Origin of the sequence: Alkalicoccobacillus plakortidis, assembly GCF_023703085.1 — a bacterium.
Lineage (GTDB): Bacteria > Bacillota > Bacilli > Bacillales > Bacillaceae_D > Alkalicoccobacillus > Alkalicoccobacillus plakortidis.
This window is the reverse complement of the sequence record NZ_JAMQJY010000002.1, coordinates 266,839-287,749: the sequence shown is the minus strand read 5'-3', so window position 1 is coordinate 287,749 and position 20,911 is coordinate 266,839. Positions and strand designations below refer to the sequence as shown.

Here is a 20,911-nt window from a genome sequence, read left to right as displayed (position 1 = left end):
GTGTAGGCATCGGCCCTTTTAACTTAGGGCTTGGCTGCTCTGCTTGAAGAAGGTACTGACCTGTCATGTGTATTTTATGAACAGCATACCAGTTTGCAATGGCACCCTGGTATGCTGTTAGATATGACTGATTTACAGGTACCTTTTTTGGCAGACCTAGTGACATTCGCTAATCCTAAGAGCGCGTTTACGTTTTTGAATTATCTGCACGAACAAGAAAGATTGTATGCTTTTTACTTTTTTAACCGTTTTGATATACCAAGAAAAGAATACAATGCGTATCTGCAGTGGGTTGCACAAAAGCTTTCTAATTGTCAGTTTGGAACTCGGATAGATGACGTAGAGTATGACTCAAACAAACAGCACTATATCGTTACATGTATAGATACACAAACGGAAGCTGTACACTATGTAACTAGTAATCAAATAGTACTCGGAACAGGAAGCACTCCACTTGTTCCAAGCATCCATTAAGAAATCGTTAACGGATGATTTTGTGCACTCCAGTCATTACATACAAAATGCCCAAGAGTTAAAAGAATCCGGCTCAATTACAATTGTAGGATCAGGTCAAAGTGCTGCAGAAATTTTTTATGATCTACTTGCAGATCAGGATAGATTCGGCTATGAATTGAGCTTGTTTACACGTTCAGCAGGTTTCTTTCAGATGGAAGAGGGTAAATTAGGGTTAGAGATGTTCTCACCTGAATATGTTGAGTATTTTCATGAGCTAGAGTATTCAAAAAGAAAAGAAGCTTTACCATTGCTAGGCAGTATTCGTAATGGAATTCAAGTGAAAACATTAAAAAATATCTATGATTTGCTGTATCATCGTTCAATCGGGAACAAACATTCACCGGCACATATTCAAGCGATGTCTGAGCTGGATCAAGTGAAACAGATCGATGCAAAAACCTATGAACTAAATTTTAATCAATGGCAAGATGAGTCTAATTTCTCACATAAGTCTGAGAAAATCATTTTAGCTACGGGGTATCAGCCAAAGTTGCCTAATTGGTTTGAACAATTTAAGGATGAAATTGTCTGGGAAAGTGAGAAGGAATTTGGGGTAGAACTTGATGGTCGTCTGCAATTTAAACAACCTAGAGATGCTCAGATTTTTGCTTTGTCAGATGTTGTCCATGCTCATGGGACAGGTGCTACAAATCTTGCACTAGCCGTACAAAGAAATCAGCGAATCATAAATTACGTAACAGGTAAAGAAACCTACCCGATTAGTAGAGGGAACACGTTTCAACACTTTAAATGATAGTAGATGTTGGTGATTGACAGTCTAGGGTGTAATGGGTAAAATGAACTTACTTATTAATAATAATTATTAAGAGATAATTATTATTCATTTTGAAAAAAGAGAGGGATTTCCTTATGAAGAAGCTGACAACCAATCAAGGTCAACCAATTTATGATAATCAAAATTCACGGACGGCAGGTCAACGCGGTCCTACGTTACTAGAAGACTATCAACTGATTGAAAAACTAGCACATTTTGATAGAGAGCGAGTACCCGAACGTGTAGTCCACGCTCGTGGAGCAGGAGCACATGGTGTATTTAAACTTGCAAAAAGTATGAAACGATATACAAAAGCAGCATTTTTACAAAATGAAGGCACAGAAACACCAGTTTTTGTTCGCTTTTCAACGGTTATTCATGGCCAACCGTTCTCCAGAAACCTTACGAGATCCTCGTGGGTTCTCTGTGAAGTTTTATACTGAAGAAGGAAACTGGGATTTCGTTGGAAATAACTTACCTGTGTTTTTTATTAGGGATGCTATTAAATTTCCTGACATGGTGCACTCGTTAAAGCCAGATCCACGTACCAATGTTCAAGACCCTAATCGCTATTGGGATTTCATGTCACTTTCACCTGAATCAACAAATATGATGATGCACCTATTCACAGATGAAGGAATTCCCGCGAACTACCGTGAGATGAGAGGATCAAGTGTACACGCATTTAAATGGATCAATGCTTATGGTAATACCGTGTACGTGAAGTTCCGTTGGGTGCCAAAAATAGGGCAGCGTAATCTAACAGCTGAAGAGGCAACTGAAATTCAAGGAAAAGACTTTAACCATGCTTCTGTTGATTTATATGAGGCAATTGAAAACGGAGATTATCCTGAATGGGATTTTTATGTGCAAATTCTAGATCCTGCGGATATGGACAACTTCGATTTTGACCCACTCGACGCAACAAAAGATTGGTTTGAAGAAGACATTCCATATCATCATGTTGGAACTATGACGTTAAACCGCAATCCAGAGGATATTTTCTCTGAAACAGAGTCTGTTGGCTTTAATCCAGGTGTTGTTGTGCCTGGTATCGAACCTTCTGAGGATAAGCTACTACAAGGACGTCTATTCTCTTATTCTGATACCCAACGTTATCGTATTGGACCAAACTATCTACAGCTTCCAGTTAACTGTCCATTTGCACAGGTGAACAACTATCAAAGAGATGGTGCAATGCCGTTTAAGCAGCAAAAGAGTCCTGTGAACTATGAACCAAATCGCTATGAAACAGAGCCCAAGGAAGACGAGCTACACATGGACTATAAGGCTCCAAATGAAGGAGAAACTCGCGGGCGCCAAGCGATTGAAAAGAAAAATCTTTTTGGGCAAGCGGGTCAGGTATGGCGTCGTCATAGTAAAGAAATGCAAGATTCATTAGTTAAGAATTTAGTAGATGATTGGCAAGGAGTGGAACAGAGAACCGTTCTTCTCTTGTTATGTAACTTTTATCGTGCAGACGCCGATCTTGGAAAACGTTTGGCAGCTGAAATGGGAGTCGATTTAACTCCTTATCTTGAAAAACTTGAACAAATGTAAATCTGTATCTTTGAAGCTTTCCTTAAAAAGGAAGGCTTTTTTGTTTCTTGATATTTACAAATGGAGGAAATATTCATACAATTATACTAGATATAGATAGAAGGGGATGATCTCCACAGTGTTAACATACGAAATCATTGAATACAAAGAAGATCTAGCAGCCGCAGTCGCAAAAATGTGGAACGAAAGCCGTGAAGGCTGGGGAGGCGATCAAGAAGTTGAAACAGAGGAAGAGCGTCGCACAGCCGAAGCAACCAATGGAAATATCCTCACCCTTCTTGCTTTTGATGGAGATAGCGTTATTGGATATTGTGGTTTTTCTGAATACAAAGGGGATGAAGGAGCCCTTTATATTCCATTATTAAATGTTCATCCAGACCATCACGGTAAGGGTATAGGTAAAAAATTAGTACTCGAGGCATTAAAGCGTACAACAGAATTAGGCTGGCCGCGCCTTGATTTGTATACATGGCCAGGTAATACAAAAGCGGTTCCGTTATACAAACGTTGTGGCTTCTTTTGGGAAGAACGGGATGATCGTGTACACTTATTAAACTTTATTCCAAAATTAATTACGCATCCTGTGTTAAGTCATTATATCGATTCTTCTAACTGGTATGAGACATTAAAAAGAGAAATTGAAATTAAACCAGACGGAGAAAAGAATAATGGATTCACGTATTATACGTATCAATTTGATACCGAAAATGGTGAGGTTCAAGCTAAAATTGAACAAAGTGGCCGAGGGATTTCTGGCTTTTCAACGGAGCGTTATGAAGTTGATTTTACCTTACCTACCCATAAACTATTGTTATCAGGTAATTATGAAGGCACTTTACATATTCAAACGAAACAACAGGGTTCAATAAGGGTAAAAGGAACAATTGTTGACCATCCTTATATTGAAAGCACCTTTATTATAAATGAAAAAGTGAAAGGTACTAAAACATTTACCATTCCTTTTTCTATTGTTAAAGCGCCTGAACTTGAACAATCAAAGTGGAAAACGCACCCGAAATTGACGTTGGAGCTCGAAATTGATGGAGAAGAAGTCGTGTTAGAGCTTGGAACAGCCATCAAAAAGCCAGTAAAATTAGAGCCGTTTTTGTTGCAGAAAAAGCAGCTTCATTCAGGTGAGCGAGCAGAGTATTATGTACGAGTGGAAAATCAACTAGAGGAGCGTCAAATTGTTCAAATAAAGGTGAACGGAATAGATCAACCTTTTGTATTAGAGCTTAAGTCATTGGAAAAACAGGTTTTGACTATACCTTTTACTGTGCTGAATACTGGTGAGATGAAGGTGGACGTATCTATAACGTCGACACTCGAATGGCTAGATTCAAGCTATAAAGAACAGCTTAGTATGGCCATTCCGGCTAGAAATAAGTCGTTTGTGATGGAATCGGCTACTCATCTCTTGCTTTATCATGGGGAAAATGTAATGAAGTGGAGTAAGGAAGACCATCAGGCAGTCCTTGAGAATGCCCTTACCTCAGAGCGAATTCCGCTTGTTTTTCTGCATCCCATTATTGGCAAACCATCCTCGCATTATCTAGCGAAGAAAACATGGGACAGCTATACGTGGGAACGACATATAGAAGGTGTTACCCTTAAGCTAAACTACCAACTCGAAAAACCACATTGCAGAATTACTCGAGTCATAACTTGGTCAAATGATGGACAGTTAACCGCTGCCTTAAACGTAACGAATACTGGCGAATCAGCTCTAACCAAATTGGATACGGGACAGTTATTTTATTTAAATGAAGAAAAAGTGATCTTTCCAATAGAAGGGACTATTCTTGAAGCTGATGAATCGGTTGGACTCGAGTTATTGCCACTCAACCAATTAAGTGAGCCATGGCTTTTTATTGAAGGTGATTCCCATACATTTGGCGTGCAGTGGCCAAAGAACGCGAACCTGTATACACCTAGCTTGCAGGCAGTATTGGAGCAGCAGGCAGAAGAAGTAGAACCTGGAGTAACGCACGAGTTTGAACCGCTAAAGATTGATATAGATGTGTATGCTAATTGGCAAGTATTTCAGCAGGATCTAAAACAACAGCCAACTCGTAAACTAATTGATCTAAGTTTTTCAAAACACCATGGCTTCTTTACGCCTGGTCATGAGATTGAGATTGAGCTAAGCCATCATCAAAGCAGGTGACAACTGGAAAAGTGAAAGTGAATGATCAATTGGAAGAAAAGGTGAACCTTGAAGGCATATCGAGCCAAGCTTTTAAGCAAAAACTATCTACTAATACGATCACAAATCTAGAGACAACCATTTTAACTGATGCGGGTAAGTCTACGTACTCAGTTAAAGCAATACCGATGCAACAATCAGAAATCCAAAAAGAAATCAATCACGAGCAAGGACAGAAGGTTTGGACACTTAAAAATGGTATGTTAACCTTTAAAGTAGCACCAGAATATTTCCCATCTATGTATTCACTTACAACACACACAAAGGAGTGGCTTGATCATTCGTTTCCAAAGCCTGGTCCGAAGTCCTGGTGGAACCCATGGGGTGGAGGCGTTCATACGCTACCTGGTAACGTCAACCTCTATACCTTATTAAAACAAACACGTAGCGCTTCATTTGTTACTCAATTAGATCAATGGGGCCATAAATGGAAAGGTATTCAACTTGATATAGACTTCATCGACCATCCGGATTGGATGGGAATGAAACTTAGACAGTTTTATTTAACGTTACCACAAAGTCCAATTGTAGCGACTTATTATGAAATTAGTCATCCAAATCAATTGCTTACAGCAGATGAATTTAGATCGGTTTCGTTTTTGGATAAACAAAATGCTTTGTTGAAGTATTTTCCGTACGAATCAGACACGCAATGGAAATTTTCCGGGCAGGAAGGCATTGAATTATCGGGAAGTCAGTTAAGTCCTATATTACGAGTATGGGATGAGAAGGCTACTGAAGGTCTAACAATTATTCCGACAAATGGTGACGCAGATATTTACTCAAATGCAGAAGCGTTGGTTTATGAAACGAGTCAAACACATACAGCTACACCAGATACAGCATCGGTTCGTTCCAATCCTACTTACTATTGTGTTACGGATGAACTTCACTCTACATCTGGATGGGAGTGGCTGAAACAACTTAGATTCATGGAGGGTAATCATGAAAGTCATTGATGCGCACCTGCATTTTTCAAATATCCAATCTTTTAAGGACACGGCAAAAGACTTAGCCGATATTTCTTACAACGCTGAGGGATTATTAAAGGAATACAAGGATGCCAATGTTGTATTAGGTATTGGAATGGGAGTGGTGGAGACCTCTCCAGGTGAGTTTCCAGATCGGTCCGCACAAGCTTTAATGGGTCTTGATCTAGAAACGAGGCCGAAACAGATTATGTGTTGTATTGGCATCAATCCGTTTCTTTTTACAGAAAAATCGCTAGTTGAATTAGAAGAAGAGCTGCAAAAGGATTGGGTTGTGGGTATAAAAATATATCTCGGTTACTACCCTTATTATGCTTATGATGAAGTGTATCAACCTGTATATAGGCTTGCTAAGCAATATGATATTCCTGTTGTTTATCACACGGGAGATACATATGCTGAGAAAGGGTTGTTAAAGTATTCTCATCCTTTGTCCATTGACGAAGTAGCAGTTGAGCATCGAGATGTTCGCTTTATGATGGCGCACTTTGGGGACCCGTGGTGCTTAACAGCTGCTGAATTGATCTATAAAAATCGGAATGTCTTTGCAGACCTTTCTGGACTCATTGTGGGAACTGGTGAAAGAGTTGGTAGACACTTTGATCGAGACAATCGTTATTTTGATCACTTACGCCAAGCGTTAGTTTATTGCGACAGCTATGATCGCTTACTGTTTGGCACCGATTGGCCACTTGTGCAAGTGAAACCATATATGGAATGGCTTGCAGATATGATCCCAGAATCATTTCATGAGGACTTTTTTTATCACACCGCAACTAGAGTCTTCCCGAAAATCAATAAATTTCTTTAAGTAATTGAATTTAGAACGTTTCTTACCTTTTGTTAGGAAGAAACGTTTTTTTGTTTGTCAGATGCTCATAATTCGATTAGTATTAGAGAGGATTATGTTTGATAGGTAGGAGGAAGGTTTATGAATTGGAAGCTACAGAAGGATCTTTTTATTGCGTTTTTTAGATCAACATTGCTTGGCTACGGTGGGGGACCATCTACGATCCCTCTTGTACACGATGAAGTTGTGAAGCGTTACAAGTGGATGGACGATGAAGAGTTTGCTGATATTCTAGCGATTGGGAATACTCTTCCAGGACCAATAGCAACAAAAATGTCTGGTTATATTGGCTATCGACTTGGAGGATGGGTAGGTATGCTAAATGCCTTGTTAGCTACGATCATCCCAACCGTTGTTATGCTTATTGTTCTAATAAGCATTCTAACATCATTCAGTGAGTCACCAATCGTACAAGGAATGACACAGGCTGTTACACCTGTAGTTGGTGTGATGCTTCTTGTTATGACGTATACATTTACAAAACAGTCGGGGAAAAGTCTTGGTTGGATTGGGACGATTGTTTTGGCAGTTGTTAGTTTAATAGGCATGCAGTTTTTGGGGATTCATCCTGCTATTATTATTGTTGTTTTAATTGCCTATGCACTATTTAAACCAACTAAGAAAGAAAAAGAACAGCAAACGGGCTAGGAGGAGGACCTAATGGTTTTAATTCAATTATTTATTGCATTTTTTATTCCTGGAATTGTTGGGTACGGAGGAGGACCTCCATCTATTCCACTTATTCAAAACGAGGTTGTTAACCGGTATGGCTTGGATGACTACACAGGATTTTGGTGAACTAGTGGCGTTAGCAAACGCTCTTCCAGGTCCAATAGCAACAAAGCTTGCTGGTCAAATTGGCTATGAGGTTGCTGGAATTCCTGGGGCAGCCATTGCGTTATTTGCAACGGTAGCACCAACCGTATTTTTAATGATTATTCTGTTGAAAATTTTATTGAAATTTAAGGATTCACCTAAGATCAAATTACTTACAAAGTTGATTAAACCAACGATTGCGATTCTACTTGGTTTACTTGCTTATGATTTCTTTGCAACTTCTTGGGATGGAGCTTGGAGCGATTCAGACTATCATTTTAATCGTAGCTAGTTTGTTGCTATTAGAAAAGTTTAAAGTCCATCCAACGTTTGTCATTTTAGGCTCACTTCTCTATGGCGCTATTTTTCTCGGATAATTAAAAGATGCTATCTTCTGAAAAATTTGATAAACTAAGTATTACGCAATCCGAAATACTTAGGAGGAGATACATATGCATTATCCAGAAAATTGGGACCTAGAAACATTTTTTGAAGGTGGAAGTGATTCAGCAGAATTTCAAGCATTTCTTGAAGAAACAAAAACACAGCTTAGCCATTTAGAAACTGAACTTGATGGTGAACTGACTCAGGACGAGCTAGTTAATGGCCTCGTACGTATTCAAGAGGTTGGACTAAGAAATCAACATGCAGGTGGTTTTGTTAGTTGTCTAACAGCACAAAATGTGAAGGATAAACAATCCTTACTGTTGCAGGGACAGCTACTAGAGATTAGTGCTCAGCAGCAAAATTTATTAGCAGGTTTAGAACAAAAGCTAGCCGAACTAGATGAAGCTGCTTTTAAAGAGATAACTGAACGTACTGAACTGAATGAAGTAACATTTAACCTTGAAGAAAAACGCCAAAAGGCAAAAGATAAGCTCTCTCCAGCAGAAGAAAAGCTCGCAGCAGGTCTGGCGATTGATGGCTACCACGCATGGGGGAATTTCTACAATCAAGCGGTAGGAAGACTAGAAATTCCATTTGAAGAAGACGGTGAGACAAAACAGTTGTCTGCTGGTCAGCTTCAAAATCGAATGAATAGCAGTGATCGCTCTGTTCGTGAAAAAGCATTCAAAGCAAATGAAGCTGCATGGCAAAAGGAATCGGATGTATTCTCACAAACGATTAACCATCTTGCTGGCTTCCGCCTAAAATTATATGAAGCAAGAGGCTGGGAAAACGTATTAAAAGAACCACTTTCTTATAACCGTATGCAAGAAAAAACGCTGAATGCTATGTGGGATACGATTACAGCAAACAAGCCAGCATTTTATACATTTATGTCTAAAAAAGCTGAGCTACTTGGTGTTGATACACTTTCCTTCCACGACGTAACAGCACCGCTTCCAGTTGAAAATGATAAAAAAATCAGCTATCAAGAAGCATGTGATTTAATCATTAAGCACTTCCGTACATTTAGCCCTGAACTTGCTGATTTTACAGAAGGAGCTTTGCGTGATGGTTGGATAGAAGCAGAAGATCGTCCAGGTAAAAGACCAGGAGGATTCTGCACAGGTTTTCCTTTGAAAAAGCAATCACGAATCTTTATGACTTATGATGGGTCAATGGCTAATGTTGCGACACTTGCGCACGAATTAGGACATGCCTACCATAGTTATTGTCTAAAAGAAAAACAGCCTTTTGCTCGTCAATATGCAATGAACGTGGCAGAAACAGCATCTACTTTTGCTGAAACGATTGTTGCAGACGCATTAGTGGCAGAAGCAGAGGATAAACAATTAAAGCTTTCTTTACTAGAGAACAAAATTTCTCGTGCTCTAGCATTCTTTATGAACATTCACGCTCGTTTCTTATTTGAAACACGATTCTATGAAGCTCGTAAAAAGAAAAGTTTATCAGCTGAAGAATTAAACGCACTAATGGAAGAAGCACAACGAGAAGCCTACGGGAATCAGCTCTCTGAGTATTCACCAAGCTTCTGGGCTTCAAAGCTTCATTTCCATATTACACATGTGCCATTTTATAACTTCCCTTATACATTTGGGTACCTATTCAGCTTGGGCATCTACAAACAAGCAACTGACGTCGGAGGATCTTTTGAGCAAGCTTACATCTCATTGCTTGAAGACACTGCTAGCATGACAGTTGAAGATCTGGCGCAGAAACACCTTCAAGCAGACCTTACTGACTCAGACTTCTGGCAACAAGCCATTGACGTAGTACTGAAGGATGTAGAAGAATTTATCCGATTAAGTGAAGAGGTATAAAAGGAGAGAAACGCAGTATTTGCTGCGTTTCTTTTGTTTGTGATGAGGGGGATTTGGGCAGGTGCGCGGGAATGTGAAAAATGCGCGGAAACCGATGGTCGGTGCGCGGGAAAGTGGAAAATGCGCGGAAACTGGTGGTCGGTGCGCGGGAAAGTGGAGAATGCGCGGAAACCGGTGGTTGGTGCGCGGAAATGTGAAAAATGCACGGAAACCGATGGTCGGTGCGCGGAAATGTGAAAAATGCGCGGAAACGACGGTCCCGTGCGCGGAAATCCAAAAAATGCGCGCCAACCAGCGCCATTGCGCGAAAATCGCCATACGCTCCCCATCTAGACCCAGCAACACCTCCGCCGCAGGTTCCCAGCTTGCTTCCCTCGTATGATAAACTAAGATAAAAGAGAATCGATGGTAGGAGAGATACCATGTTAGAAACGCTAAATCGTTCGCTTGAGCGGGCGCTGCCATTTTTGACGCCTATTGCGGTTGCGACGGGTGTATTGTTAAGTACGTTTTTTGCAAGTTATGTTTTTTTGGTTCCATTTATATTTGCTTTTATTACTTTTGCTAGCAGTGTGGCGATTAGTCCTAAGGATGTTCGAAATGTTGTTCATTATCCGATTCCGATTATCGTGAGTTTAATTATTTTACAGGTGTTTATGCCGCTTGTAGCGTTTGGAATTGGGCATCTTATTTTTCCAGGGGATATTGAGACCACTACTGGCATACTGCTTGCCTTTGCTATCCCGACAGGTGTGGTGACACTTATGTGGGTAGCGATTTATCAAGGTAGTCGTTCTTTAACGCTTGCTATTATTTTAATTAATACGATCATTTCGCCTTTTATTGTCCCGCTTACGCTTACACTATTTATCGGCGGACGGATTTCACTAGATACGTGGGGAGTAATGAGTGGTTTAATTATGATGGTTATTCTTCCATCAGCGTTAGGAATCTTTGTGAATTCCCTTAGAAAAGGTAAGATCATTAAGATGAGCAAAGGTTTGGCGCCTTTTGCGAAGGTGAGTCTTTTAACCGTGATTATGTTAAATGGATCGGTTGCAGCACCGTATTTAACGTCAATTAATTCAAAGGTTGTTAGTATCTTTTTTGTTGTCCTTACCCTTGCTATCCTAGGCTATCTTAGTGCTTTAGTAGCTTCAAAATGGTTACGCTTTTCATCTGAAACCTCAATCAGTATCATGTTTAATTGTGGAATGAGAAATATTGGTGTTGGAGCAGCGATCGCCGTTGTATACTTTCCTCCTGCTGTGACACTTCCGGTTATTATGGGGACTTTATTTCAGCAAATTTTAGCTGCTTTATTTGGAAAAATTGTATCAAAAAGAATGAGAAAAGACCTTCCAAACATGGAGCCATCAATACGAGCAGAATAAAAAAAGAAGCTTCCCATTTGAGATGGGAGCTTCTTTTCTTTTACTTTAACAAATACCTCTTATCTTTCATAAACAATCTCCAAAACCAAATAAACACTGGTATTAATACAGCCATGCCACATGCGTATCCAATGAGTAGGAGTCTAAACATTGTTTCGTTTGTAAAGGCTTCTTGGACGGTTACATCTGGATAGAGCAAGTACGGAAGCTGAGCAGAGCTGTAGGCAAAGCTTGCGAGTCCAAATTGAATAATAATAAAAACGACGGCATAACGCGGTTGTCCAATTTTTCTCTTCGTTTTGGCAGGCCACCAGAGTGCACTATAACCAATTAAGAAGGCAAGTAAGGAGAAACCAAGTAGAGCTAAACGCCAACTTTCGGTAATGTTCTCAAACATCCATGGGGCGTGAGGAATAAGTGTGTAGATTGCCGCTGCTGCAAACGCCAAGGTGATGGGTCCGAGAGTCATCGCGTTTCTTCTATACGTATGATAGGTTTCCATCGAATTGGCCTCACGCGCATAGTCGCTTAATAATAGCGAGGACAGAAACAATTCAGTTGCAAGTCCAAACCCAATATGCGTGTAAAAGGTCGAGCTTGAGAATAATCGATCAACTAGAATGTATTGGTTTACACCATCATCCATTACATAACCGCCAATTGCAGCAGGTAGAATGGTGATTAATAGTGCAGGAATTAACAGACCAGTTACTCCAGAGAAAATTGTAAATAACCGCGTGTATCGTTGCACACTATGTGAATACACCATAAAGGCACTTCGTATGGTAAGCAGGATCAACACAAGACAAAAAGGTACAATCATTAGAGTTCCAAGAGAGGAGGCTCCTCCAGGGAAAAATCCTACAAAAGCGACAACTAACAAAACAAGAAATACATTTGTGACTTCCCAAGAAGGAGAAAGGTAACGATTTGCAATGCTAGATGATTCGGTGTCAGTCCTGTTTTGATAATACATAGCCCAAAATCCGGCTCCGAAATCGATTGAGCCAGCAATGGAATAAATAAACAGAAACGCCCAGATGATGAGAAGGGCAATATACATGGAGTCCATTTTAGTCGCTCCTTTTTTAGCTATTTAGCTGTTCAGATGAAGAATGAAATTCATCTGATACTGGGTTTCGTTTGAAATAGAAGTACATCACTAAAGCAGTGAGTACTAACAGAAAAATGTAAAGGACAGAAAACAAGAAGAATAAAATGCCTAAATTACCTGAGTTCGTTGCAGCATCTACAGTTCGTTGGATACCGTAGATTGTCCAAGGCTGTCTACCTGTACAACTGTAAATCCAGCCTGTTTCAATACCGATAACCGCAAGTGGGCCACAGGCAACAAAGGCAACAAGCAACCATTTTGGAAAAATCACACCTTCTTGTTTTCGACGAAGGAACCAAATTACCAGGCCAAGAGCCGCTAAGCCAAGTAAGGTGAAGCCAATCGCTACCATTACGTTAAAGAGTGTGTGGATAAACAATGGTGGCCATTCATCCTGTGGAAATTCATTTAAACCCTGGATCACTCCGTCAGTAGAGCCTGTCGCAATCCAACTCAGCATGCCGGGTATTTCGATTCCGCCAATTACACCTTCTGCTTCAATACTTGGCGTGCCAAATACAGTGAGAGCTGCGTTGTCGGTTGTATTAAATAAACCTTCAGATGCGGCAAGTTTGATAGGTAATTCCTCATATAACATGACAGCTGTTTCATGACCAGACAAAGCTGTATATGAAGACATGATGAAAGCAACGATTAAAGACAATAATAATCCCTTTCGGTGATAAGTGATTTCTCTTTTTGACAGCTGATTATGTAACAATTTATACGCAGCAACTGCTACAAGAACAAATGCACCAGTCATAAATGCAGTGCCTACCACATGGTTTGCTGTTACTAAAAAACTTGGAGCTTTAATCGCAGCAAGAGGGTCAACATTTACAACCTGACCGTCAACTAGATCAAATCCACGAGGTGTGTTCATCCAAGCGTGTGCATTTGTGATAAGAATAGCAGAGGCTGAAGCCCCAAAAGCAACAAAAAAGACAGCAATCAATCGTGTAACTGGTCCTAAGCGGTCAGCGGCGTACACATAGATTGAAAGAAACAACGCCTCTAAGAAAAAGGCAAAGATCTCAATTTGAAAAGGCAAAGCAATTACTTCACCAACAATTGCCATAAAATGTGGCCAGAGAAGTGAAAGCATAACCGCAACGATTGTTCCAGAGGGGATTGCAACACCAAGAAGAACAGCCGCACCTTTAGTCCAACGTTTGGCGAGTAACGCATAATCATCGTCCTTCTTAATTAACCTCATAATTTCTGCAAGTAAGATCATTAAGGTGATACCAACCGTTAATGTAGCGAATATAATATGGAAGGCCATTGATGACCCAAAAAGCATTCTTGACAGTAGTACACTATCCAATGACTTCAACCCTCTCAAGCGTAGTTAGTTCTACCTTGTGTAAAAGAAGGGGAAATATGCACATGCAAAGGAAGTTTTTTGAAGAATGGCAGCATAAAAAAACATGCTCTGAGCTAGAGGGCTCAAAGCATGTTAAAAGCAGGTTCGTTAGTTCTGTTCAGCTTTTTTTAGTTTGCGCAGTTCTTTCTCTGCATTTCTTGCATCCAAACGATCGTCGAGGCGGTCAAGCGCGTCCTCATCATTTAATAGTTCTGATCGATTTTGATCCATAAGATCTTCAAATCGCACAAATTGTTTTCTCATAGGTATCACCTTACCATTAGTTTAGGATATAGCTACAGTATAGCACGTTAGATTATCTTTCAAACATAAAATTATGACAATTTTTAAAATTAACACACAAAGTCGAAAAAAGGCGAATATAAAAGAATGAAAGAGGCTTTACAAATTGCGCGAAAATTGTTACTATGATTCTAATAACTAATGGGAACGGACTTTTTTTAAAAGGTTAATCTGAGCGACTGTTCAGTCAGATGAGATATGGGGGAGATCAAATGACAATGTCAGAGAAGAAACGTATCGAATTAATGGAGAAACAAATTGAACAGATGAGAACAGAATTAAAGGAATTAAAAAAGAAACCTCATAATGAATTTGAATTATTGGAAACGGATGAGTTACTTGTAGAGGCATATAATTAATCGTAAAAGCAACTGCTGAGTAGAGTGGTTGCTTTTTTTATGGTTAAAAGGGACTTGCCTTTTATTTTGTGGCTCGTTATTGATATGATTAGAACAATCAAGGTTCAAAGGAGGAATCATAGTTGAAGAAAAAATCATGTTCATCTGGAGTATGTACGTCACTCATTATTGGTGGGGTAGCGGTTATTGGAGTTGCGACCATCTTATCCAAGAAAAAGTGGCGTGATCAGGTTTGTCAGGAAGCTAAAAATCTTAAAGAAGCTACAACGGATACCTTTGTTTTTATTCGTGACAATCGAGAGGATATCATCGATCAAGTAAAGGAAACAGCTACTGAAGTTTCAACCATTATATCTGATTTATCAGCTGATTTTAGAAAGCTATCTGATACGGCGAATCATATTCGAATCAGCTCTAAGGAAGCCATTGAATCGGCAAAGGAAGCTGCGATAGAAGTAAAATACTTAAAAAATCATCAAAATGACGAATAAGCAATAAAAACACGCACATACTAGGTTTACGGAACGCAGTTTATCTGCTTCCGGGTCCTGACTCGATTAAGTTGATGTTCAACAAGCAATAGGATAGAAGCGTTTTGTTAGTATACTTCTTATGAGGTGATACGAATGTACAGTGATGATGAATTTCAAAATTGTTTTTAACAAACAATGGAGAAGTGAGGTGTCCCTGTGAAGGACAATAATCGATTCGACCCCAAATTGTTATTTGAATAAATCCTCTTTTTTCGTGAACAGGAACAAAAACGGCAGCTAATCGCTGCCGTTTTTTTTGCTTTTATATTGTTTGTGCTTCATGTTGATGGCGGAAAAGAAACCCTGCTCCTACAAGTAAAATCAGCATTCCTCCAATTGAATAATAGATGCTTCCATGTTCAAATAATTCGATAGACCAACCACCAATTAAAGGTCCAGTTATACTACCGAGTCCAAAGCTAACAGCCATCATCACATTTGCTGTAGGCAAAAGGTGAGTAGGGACCAAATCAGCCATATACGCCACACCCAACGAATAAAGCGAGCCCACACAGCCTCCACCTGCTATAAATAAGATGAACAAGATTGAAGGTGAATGCTCAACAGCAATCATTAGAAAAAAACAGACACTTCCTAAGGAGGCAATGGAAAGCAAAATGATTTTCCGGCCAAATTTATCACTAGCTAAGCCTAATGGAATCTGAGTGATCAAACCGCCAACAACAAACGCTGGCAGAAGCAGCGAGACCTGATCAATACTTAAACCTGACCGTAAGGCGTACACTGGATAATTACCATGAAGAGATGCTTCTAAATATCCATAAGCGAAACCAGGTAGCAATGAAAACCAAGCTAATTTAACAACAGAACGATATCTTCCCCACGTTGTTTTTGGTCCACGTGTATCCAATTCTTCCGAGGGAAATTCATTCACGAGTCTAGAAACGAATATCCATGTTATAAAAGTTAAGGCTGCAGAGATAACAAAGGGTAGCCATTCAGCAATCATAAGTAAATTAATCATTAATGGACCAGATCCAAAACCAAGTCCAAATGCAAGACCATAGATCGAAATATTACGACCACGATTACGAGCCGTACTTGTAGAAGTAATCCATACCTGAGTGGCAAAGTGAACCATATTATCAGCAATGCCAATGACCATACGTACCACAAACCAGAACCAAAAGAAGGTCCACAAGGGCAGAAGTAACAAGCTAATGGTCATCACAATCAACCCTATTGTAATAACAGGTTTGTAACCAAAAGTACGAACAGGCCGTTCAATAAATGGGGAAGCAAGCAGAACGCCAATATATAAGGCGGTAGCGTTTAACCCATTTAATGAAGAGGAAACTCCGGCTTCTTCAAGCATTATGGATAATAAGGGCAATAACATACCTTGAGCAAAACCAGCAATGGCTACCATCACAATAAGCATGGTAAAGCGATAGCCGGGACGATTTTCTTTCATTTCCTTGAACCTCCACAAAAACAGTAAGAACGAGCAGGATTACATATTTTTTTGACACTTGGTATAAACTATCTCCATAAAAAACAGGAGGTAGAGATTGAATGAAACGACGTGTATTCATGACTTTATTGATGACAGCATTAATTCTCACTTTTCAACCATATGCCAATGCTGAAGATAAGGCAGAAAATCCATACAAAATTCCTGATTCAGCACTGTCTATTTCAAAAGAAAATACGTATTCAAATGGGACACAGGATTTGCCTTATTTACACCCCAGTGAGTTGGCACAAGAATTTCTTAATTCAACGGATGAAAAAATCACAAACCCTGACCTCATTCGTTTATTAAATGAATCTCACATAGGCAACCCGCTGCTTGGGATCGGGCTGAGGGTTTCTGTTTATCTTGGTGAATGGCCACTCGCATATGAAACAGCTGGTACAGAGGTGAACTGGCAATATCAAAAGGTCAACACAAATTATCTAGACAACCGCGGTGCGCAATCTCCTGCACAAATGACCTATTCACAAGATCAGCAGAAAAAGGTAACAGGAGGGTTAACGGCTGCTATTCCAAACGCAGAGGCAGTTCGCAAAATGATGATGATTCATGCTGGCGAGACCACCGGTTTGCCTTTATCATTTGATACGGTGATCGGACAAGGCACACGCAAAAATCAGACCTACAATGTATCCACACAGCAGGTCGGTTATTTGCATAGCTACGTTCCAGCCATTCACGAGAAAGGAAACGTAACCTATGGCGAAGTATATGTGGTTGTTAAAGGTGGTAAAAAAAGACTTGAAGTGAAGAACATTACCCAGCAAGGCATTGGTGCTTGGATTCCTGTGCAGGATTACCTTTCGTTCACATACATGGCTAAAAATTAACTCTTGAGTTACAAGGATAAATTTGAACTGCGTTTTAAGAAATCCACCTCTGGATAATACGCATCTTTCACTAATATATTTGGTCCAAGGCATTGAACAGCGGGACAATGACATTGTACAGAGCGACCAATATCAGAGCGCATCCACGTGTCATATGCCTGCTGTAGTGGTGTATCCTGGACATTTCCTAGCTCAGGTGTGTCACCAAAGTCTGTCACAATAATGGAACCATCAAAAATGTTAATATTTAATCTTGATCGACCGTCCGGATCATTACGAACCGTGACGTTTTTTGCTTGAAACAGCTTCTCTTGTAGTGCAAGGTCTTCAGAATTATCACTACATGGATAAAAAGGTAGGGTACCAAAAAGCATCCAAACATCGGGATTTCTTGAGTCGAGCAATGTGTGTATCCCTTTGCGAATGTCTTTAAGTGATGCTGCTTCTAGGGCGCTTGCGAAATCTGCAGGGTACATAGGGTGCACCTCGTGCCTTTGACAGCCCATTTCCACAATTTGTTCATGGATTTCTTTTAGGTGAGGAATCGTACGCTTATTAATCATTGTCTCTGCTGAAACAAGGACTCCACGACGAGTAAGCTCGCGTGCATTCTCAACCATACGATAGAAATAAGCCTCACGTTGTTTTAGGCTTGGTTTCTTCTCCATCATTGCAAAACCAATCTCTGTAAAATCTTCAACACTACCATAATTATGAGAGATATGCAGAACGTCAAGGTATGGAAGAATAGCCTCATAACGCTCTAACTTCATTGTTAGATTAGAATTAATTTGTGTACGTATACCACGGCTATGAGCGTATTGTAATAGAGGAACAACATACTCCTTTACAGACTTAGCCGATAACATTGGTTCCCCACCTGTGATACTAAGTGCACGTAAGTTGGGTAGTTCATCTAGGCGTTTAATAAATAGATCTAATGGCAATGGATCAGGATCTTTGTGACTTAATGTATAGCCGACTGCACAATGCTCACAACGCATGTTACAGAGAGTTGTAGTCGTGAATTCAACATTCGTTAAGGCCAAGTGGCCAAATTCTTTTATATCTAAATAAGCTTCCCATGGATCATTTTCAGGGGTAATTGGTAGATTTGAGGTCTTTAACACTAAGAAGTCTCCTTTATTAGCCTTTAGAATACGGCTTGTAACAAGATATCATGTTATATCATAACGCAATTAAAAGGAAGTTAAAAGATCTCTAATTGATTTGAGCTATGTGTATGATTCTGTTAAGCTTCTTAGAAGTAACTAGATAAAGAGAGTATCAAGGAAAAGGAGTGAAGAACAGTGGGTGGAGCCATTCACGATAAAGAGCAACATTTGTCTTACTTAAAAAATAGACTTCAATTATTGATCACTTCACTTGATTCGATGGATTCAGAAACAGCTGAGCCTGCCGATTTGGAGCGATTTTTACAAATGATAAATCAAATAGAAATAAAGGCGGTCCAATTTAAGAAGGAATGGGAACGAGAAGGAGAGGGAAATTGAAACTTTATTTAATTAGGCATGGAGAATCGATGGGCAATCTTCAAGGGAAAATACAAGGAGCAATGGATTTTCCGTTATCTGAACTTGGCACAAAACAAGTCGACCTCATTAGTGCGTACTGTAAAGAAATGAAACTAGACTACATCTATAGTAGTGATCTTACTAGAGCGTATGATACAGCAAAGAAGATTGGTGAAACCACAAAACGTTCTGTTCAGACATGGGATAAAATACGTGAGGTTTACTTAGGACCTTTGCAAGGCTTAACAAGAGATGAAATTAAAGAAAAATATCCTATTACAGTTAAAAAGTCGATTATAACATCAGGTATCGAGGGGACGGAAACAAAAGAAGAACTAACAGAACGCTGTCGTCTTGTATTGCAAGAACTGAAGCAAGAGCATATGAATGAATCTGTAGCAATTGTTTCTCACGGAGGTTTTATCAGCATTTTGTTAATGTATATTTTAGTAGGCGACAAATGGTCTGACTTCCATCGTCCATTTGTGATAGGCAACACGAGTGTCACACTTTTAGAATGGCCAAATGATGCTGATTTACCATATTTACATTATACAAATCGAACGGCTCACTTGGATTCTTTAGAGGCAGAGCAGCACGCTAAAAAAGGTGTCTTATAAAAAAGGAAAGTGCCGGTAATGGCACTTTCCTTTTTACTTACGTAGAAGCAAGCTGTTGGGCTAGCTGCTGATCTTTTTCCATTTTGATGATCTCAACTTGTTTAATTTGATGACTATCAAATTCTCTCACTGTGAAGGTGAAATTCGCGTAGTTCATGGCTTCATTCACTTCAATATCATACTTTTCAGTGAGCAACCAACCAGCAATTGTATCTACATCGGTTTCGTCGAGTTCGACATTTAATAGCTTGTTTACATCGCTAATCAATGTTTTTCCATCAATAATATAGTGATCATCATTGATCTTCCGTACTTGTGGATCTTCTTCGACATCAAACTCATCATTAATTTCTCCGACTATTTCTTCAATGATATCTTCTGCTGTGATAAGACCAACCGTCCCACCATATTCGTCAAAAAGGATCGCCATGTGAATTTGTTGTTTCTGCATTTCTACAAGTAAATCATTTACTGGAATTGATTCAATAACTGATATAACGGGGCGAATATAGTCATTTAAGACAACATCTTTTGTAACATCTGGTGAGACGATATCAGTCAGAACTTCTCTAACGTTAATCACACCAAGAATATTATCTTTGTCCCCATTTACAACAGGAAAACGAGTAAATCGTTCTTTTCGCATAAATTCAAGGTTTTTACTAATAGGATCATCTACCGAGATAGCAGAAATTTCTGTTCGAGGAACCATAATCTCTTTTGCCACGCGGTTATCAAAATCAAATATTTTACTTACATATTTGAATTCAGACTGATTAATTTCTCCACCTTTGTAGCTGTCTGAAAGAATTAAGCGTAACTCTTCTTCTGAATGAGTCACATCATGCTCAGACATTGATTTTAAACCAACAGAACGAGTCAAAAGTCTAGCAGCGCCATTTAAGAACCAGATAAGTGGGTACATAAGTAGATAGAATGCACGCAATGGTCTTGAAACCAGAAGCGTAATTCTTTCTGCTTTTTGAATAGCCAACGTTTTTGGAGCAAGTTCACCTACTACAACATGCAAAAATGTCATGATCGCAAAGGATACAACAATACTTACCGTTGTGATGAGTGTGCTACTGTTAATGGGTAATGTCTCAATAATTGGGTGTAGCATCACCTCAAACGTTGGTTCACCTAATCGACCGATACCTAGTGCCGTTATGGTTATCCCAAGCTGACACGCAGATAAATACTCATCAAGGTTCGTGGTTACTTTTTTCGCTAGAACCGCACTCTTATGACCCTCCTGTACAAGTTGGTCAATCTTTGTACTCCTGATTTTGACAATCGCAAACTCTGAAGCCACAAAAAAAGCAGTGAGAGCAACTAATAAAGCCACAAAAAACAAATTTAAGTATATATTGTCCAAAAGATCCCTCTATAATAGAGGGGTCACCTCCTATTTTGTAA

General features: G+C 39.5%; 20 protein-coding genes and 2 pseudogenes. 15 read left to right on the top strand and 7 right to left on the bottom strand.

From position 1 onward, the window contains the following. The first annotated feature begins 30 nt into the window (after positions 1-30). From NDM98_RS15990 to NDM98_RS15945, 9 genes and pseudogenes are all read left to right on the top strand, one after another. Positions 31-474, top strand: coding sequence for a SidA/IucD/PvdA family monooxygenase (locus NDM98_RS15990; RefSeq protein ID WP_251609846.1), 444 nt, complete (start codon positions 31-33; stop codon positions 472-474). Then, entirely contained in the window at positions 455-1,270 is an 816-nt protein-coding gene (locus NDM98_RS15985; protein WP_251609844.1) for a SidA/IucD/PvdA family monooxygenase, read from the top strand. Before NDM98_RS15990 ends, NDM98_RS15985 begins: the two co-directional genes overlap by 20 nt. A 116-nt stretch (positions 1,271-1,386) precedes the next feature. Next, a pseudogene (locus tag NDM98_RS15975) lies at positions 1,387-2,851 on the top strand (catalase). Between the two features lie 118 nt (positions 2,852-2,969). After that, complete coding sequence (locus tag NDM98_RS15970) at positions 2,970-5,018, top strand: GNAT family N-acetyltransferase (RefSeq protein ID WP_251609838.1); 2,049 nt, start codon at positions 2,970-2,972, stop codon at positions 5,016-5,018. 17 nt (positions 5,019-5,035) lie between these two features. Beyond that, positions 5,036-6,016: a hypothetical protein gene (locus NDM98_RS15965; protein WP_251609836.1), complete on the top strand. Its 981-nt coding sequence runs from the start codon at positions 5,036-5,038 to the stop codon at positions 6,014-6,016. Continuing rightward, entirely contained in the window at positions 6,003-6,857 is an 855-nt protein-coding gene (locus tag NDM98_RS15960) for an amidohydrolase family protein (protein WP_251609834.1), read from the top strand. The genes NDM98_RS15965 and NDM98_RS15960 overlap by 14 nt, the downstream gene beginning before the upstream one ends. 120 nt (positions 6,858-6,977) lie before the next feature. After that, complete coding sequence (locus tag NDM98_RS15955; protein WP_251609832.1) at positions 6,978-7,544, top strand: chromate transporter; 567 nt, start codon at positions 6,978-6,980, stop codon at positions 7,542-7,544. 12 nt (positions 7,545-7,556) lie between these two features. Continuing rightward, positions 7,557-8,089 (top strand): annotated as a pseudogene (locus NDM98_RS15950) (chromate transporter). Between the two features lie 75 nt (positions 8,090-8,164). Continuing rightward, on the top strand, positions 8,165-9,940 hold the full coding sequence (locus NDM98_RS15945; protein WP_251609830.1) for a M3 family oligoendopeptidase: 1,776 nt from the start codon (positions 8,165-8,167) through the stop codon (positions 9,938-9,940). On the opposite strand, the gene NDM98_RS15940 is transcribed toward NDM98_RS15945, so the two are convergent. Then, the gene (locus NDM98_RS15940) at positions 9,923-10,258 is read right to left on the bottom strand and encodes a hypothetical protein (RefSeq protein ID WP_251609828.1); all 336 of its coding nucleotides are present in this window, start codon (positions 10,256-10,258) and stop codon (positions 9,923-9,925) included. The two genes, NDM98_RS15945 and NDM98_RS15940, sit on opposite strands and share 18 nt — an antisense overlap. Positions 10,259-10,362: 104 nt before the next feature. On the opposite strand from NDM98_RS15940, the gene NDM98_RS15935 reads away from it, so the two are divergent. After that, positions 10,363-11,334 (top strand): bile acid:sodium symporter family protein, encoded by a 972-nt coding sequence (locus NDM98_RS15935; protein ID WP_251609826.1) that lies wholly within the window; start codon positions 10,363-10,365, stop codon positions 11,332-11,334. 40 nt (positions 11,335-11,374) lie between these two features. Here the strand turns inward: NDM98_RS15935 and NDM98_RS15930 are convergent, their stop codons facing one another. The 3 genes from NDM98_RS15930 to NDM98_RS15920 all read right to left on the bottom strand — a co-directional run bounded on the left by NDM98_RS15930 (position 11,375) and on the right by NDM98_RS15920 (position 14,078). After that, positions 11,375-12,406, bottom strand: coding sequence for a cytochrome d ubiquinol oxidase subunit II (locus NDM98_RS15930; protein ID WP_251609824.1), 1,032 nt, complete (start codon positions 12,404-12,406; stop codon positions 11,375-11,377). 16 nt (positions 12,407-12,422) lie between these two features. Next, the gene (locus NDM98_RS15925; RefSeq protein WP_251609815.1) at positions 12,423-13,775 is read right to left on the bottom strand and encodes a cytochrome ubiquinol oxidase subunit I; all 1,353 of its coding nucleotides are present in this window, start codon (positions 13,773-13,775) and stop codon (positions 12,423-12,425) included. A gap of 147 nt (positions 13,776-13,922) precedes the next feature. Next, positions 13,923-14,078 (bottom strand): FbpB family small basic protein, encoded by a 156-nt coding sequence (locus NDM98_RS15920; protein WP_251609813.1) that lies wholly within the window; start codon positions 14,076-14,078, stop codon positions 13,923-13,925. 251 nt (positions 14,079-14,329) lie between these two features. Here NDM98_RS15920 and NDM98_RS15915 point away from each other — a divergent pair, with 251 nt between their 5' ends. Both NDM98_RS15915 and NDM98_RS15910 read left to right on the top strand, forming a co-directional pair. After that, positions 14,330-14,476, top strand: a complete 147-nt coding sequence (locus tag NDM98_RS15915) for a hypothetical protein (protein ID WP_251609805.1) — start codon at positions 14,330-14,332, stop codon at positions 14,474-14,476. A 122-nt stretch (positions 14,477-14,598) separates the two neighbouring features. Further along, a complete protein-coding gene (locus NDM98_RS15910; protein ID WP_251609803.1) occupies positions 14,599-14,967 on the top strand; it encodes a hypothetical protein in 369 nt (122 codons plus the stop codon). A gap of 304 nt (positions 14,968-15,271) precedes the next feature. Here the strand turns inward: NDM98_RS15910 and NDM98_RS15905 are convergent, their stop codons facing one another. Beyond that, the gene (locus NDM98_RS15905) at positions 15,272-16,444 is read right to left on the bottom strand and encodes an MFS transporter (protein WP_251609801.1); all 1,173 of its coding nucleotides are present in this window, start codon (positions 16,442-16,444) and stop codon (positions 15,272-15,274) included. 101 nt (positions 16,445-16,545) lie between these two features. Here NDM98_RS15905 and NDM98_RS15900 point away from each other — a divergent pair, with 101 nt between their 5' ends. Further along, positions 16,546-17,337, top strand: a complete 792-nt coding sequence (locus tag NDM98_RS15900) for a YfkD famly protein (protein ID WP_251609799.1) — start codon at positions 16,546-16,548, stop codon at positions 17,335-17,337. Between the two features lie 8 nt (positions 17,338-17,345). Here the strand turns inward: NDM98_RS15900 and yfkAB are convergent, their stop codons facing one another. Beyond that, entirely contained in the window at positions 17,346-18,467 is a 1,122-nt protein-coding gene (gene yfkAB / locus NDM98_RS15895; RefSeq protein ID WP_251609797.1) for a radical SAM/CxCxxxxC motif protein YfkAB, read from the bottom strand. Between the two features lie 180 nt (positions 18,468-18,647). Here yfkAB and NDM98_RS15890 point away from each other — a divergent pair, with 180 nt between their 5' ends. Further along, on the top strand, positions 18,648-18,851 hold the full coding sequence (locus NDM98_RS15890) for an SE1561 family protein (RefSeq protein WP_251609795.1): 204 nt from the start codon (positions 18,648-18,650) through the stop codon (positions 18,849-18,851). After that, on the top strand, positions 18,848-19,492 hold the full coding sequence (locus NDM98_RS15885; RefSeq protein WP_251609793.1) for a histidine phosphatase family protein: 645 nt from the start codon (positions 18,848-18,850) through the stop codon (positions 19,490-19,492). The genes NDM98_RS15890 and NDM98_RS15885 overlap by 4 nt, the downstream gene beginning before the upstream one ends. A gap of 37 nt (positions 19,493-19,529) precedes the next feature. Here the strand turns inward: NDM98_RS15885 and NDM98_RS15880 are convergent, their stop codons facing one another. Beyond that, positions 19,530-20,870, bottom strand: coding sequence for a hemolysin family protein (locus tag NDM98_RS15880; protein WP_251609791.1), 1,341 nt, complete (start codon positions 20,868-20,870; stop codon positions 19,530-19,532). Between the last annotated feature and the right edge of the window lie 41 nt (positions 20,871-20,911).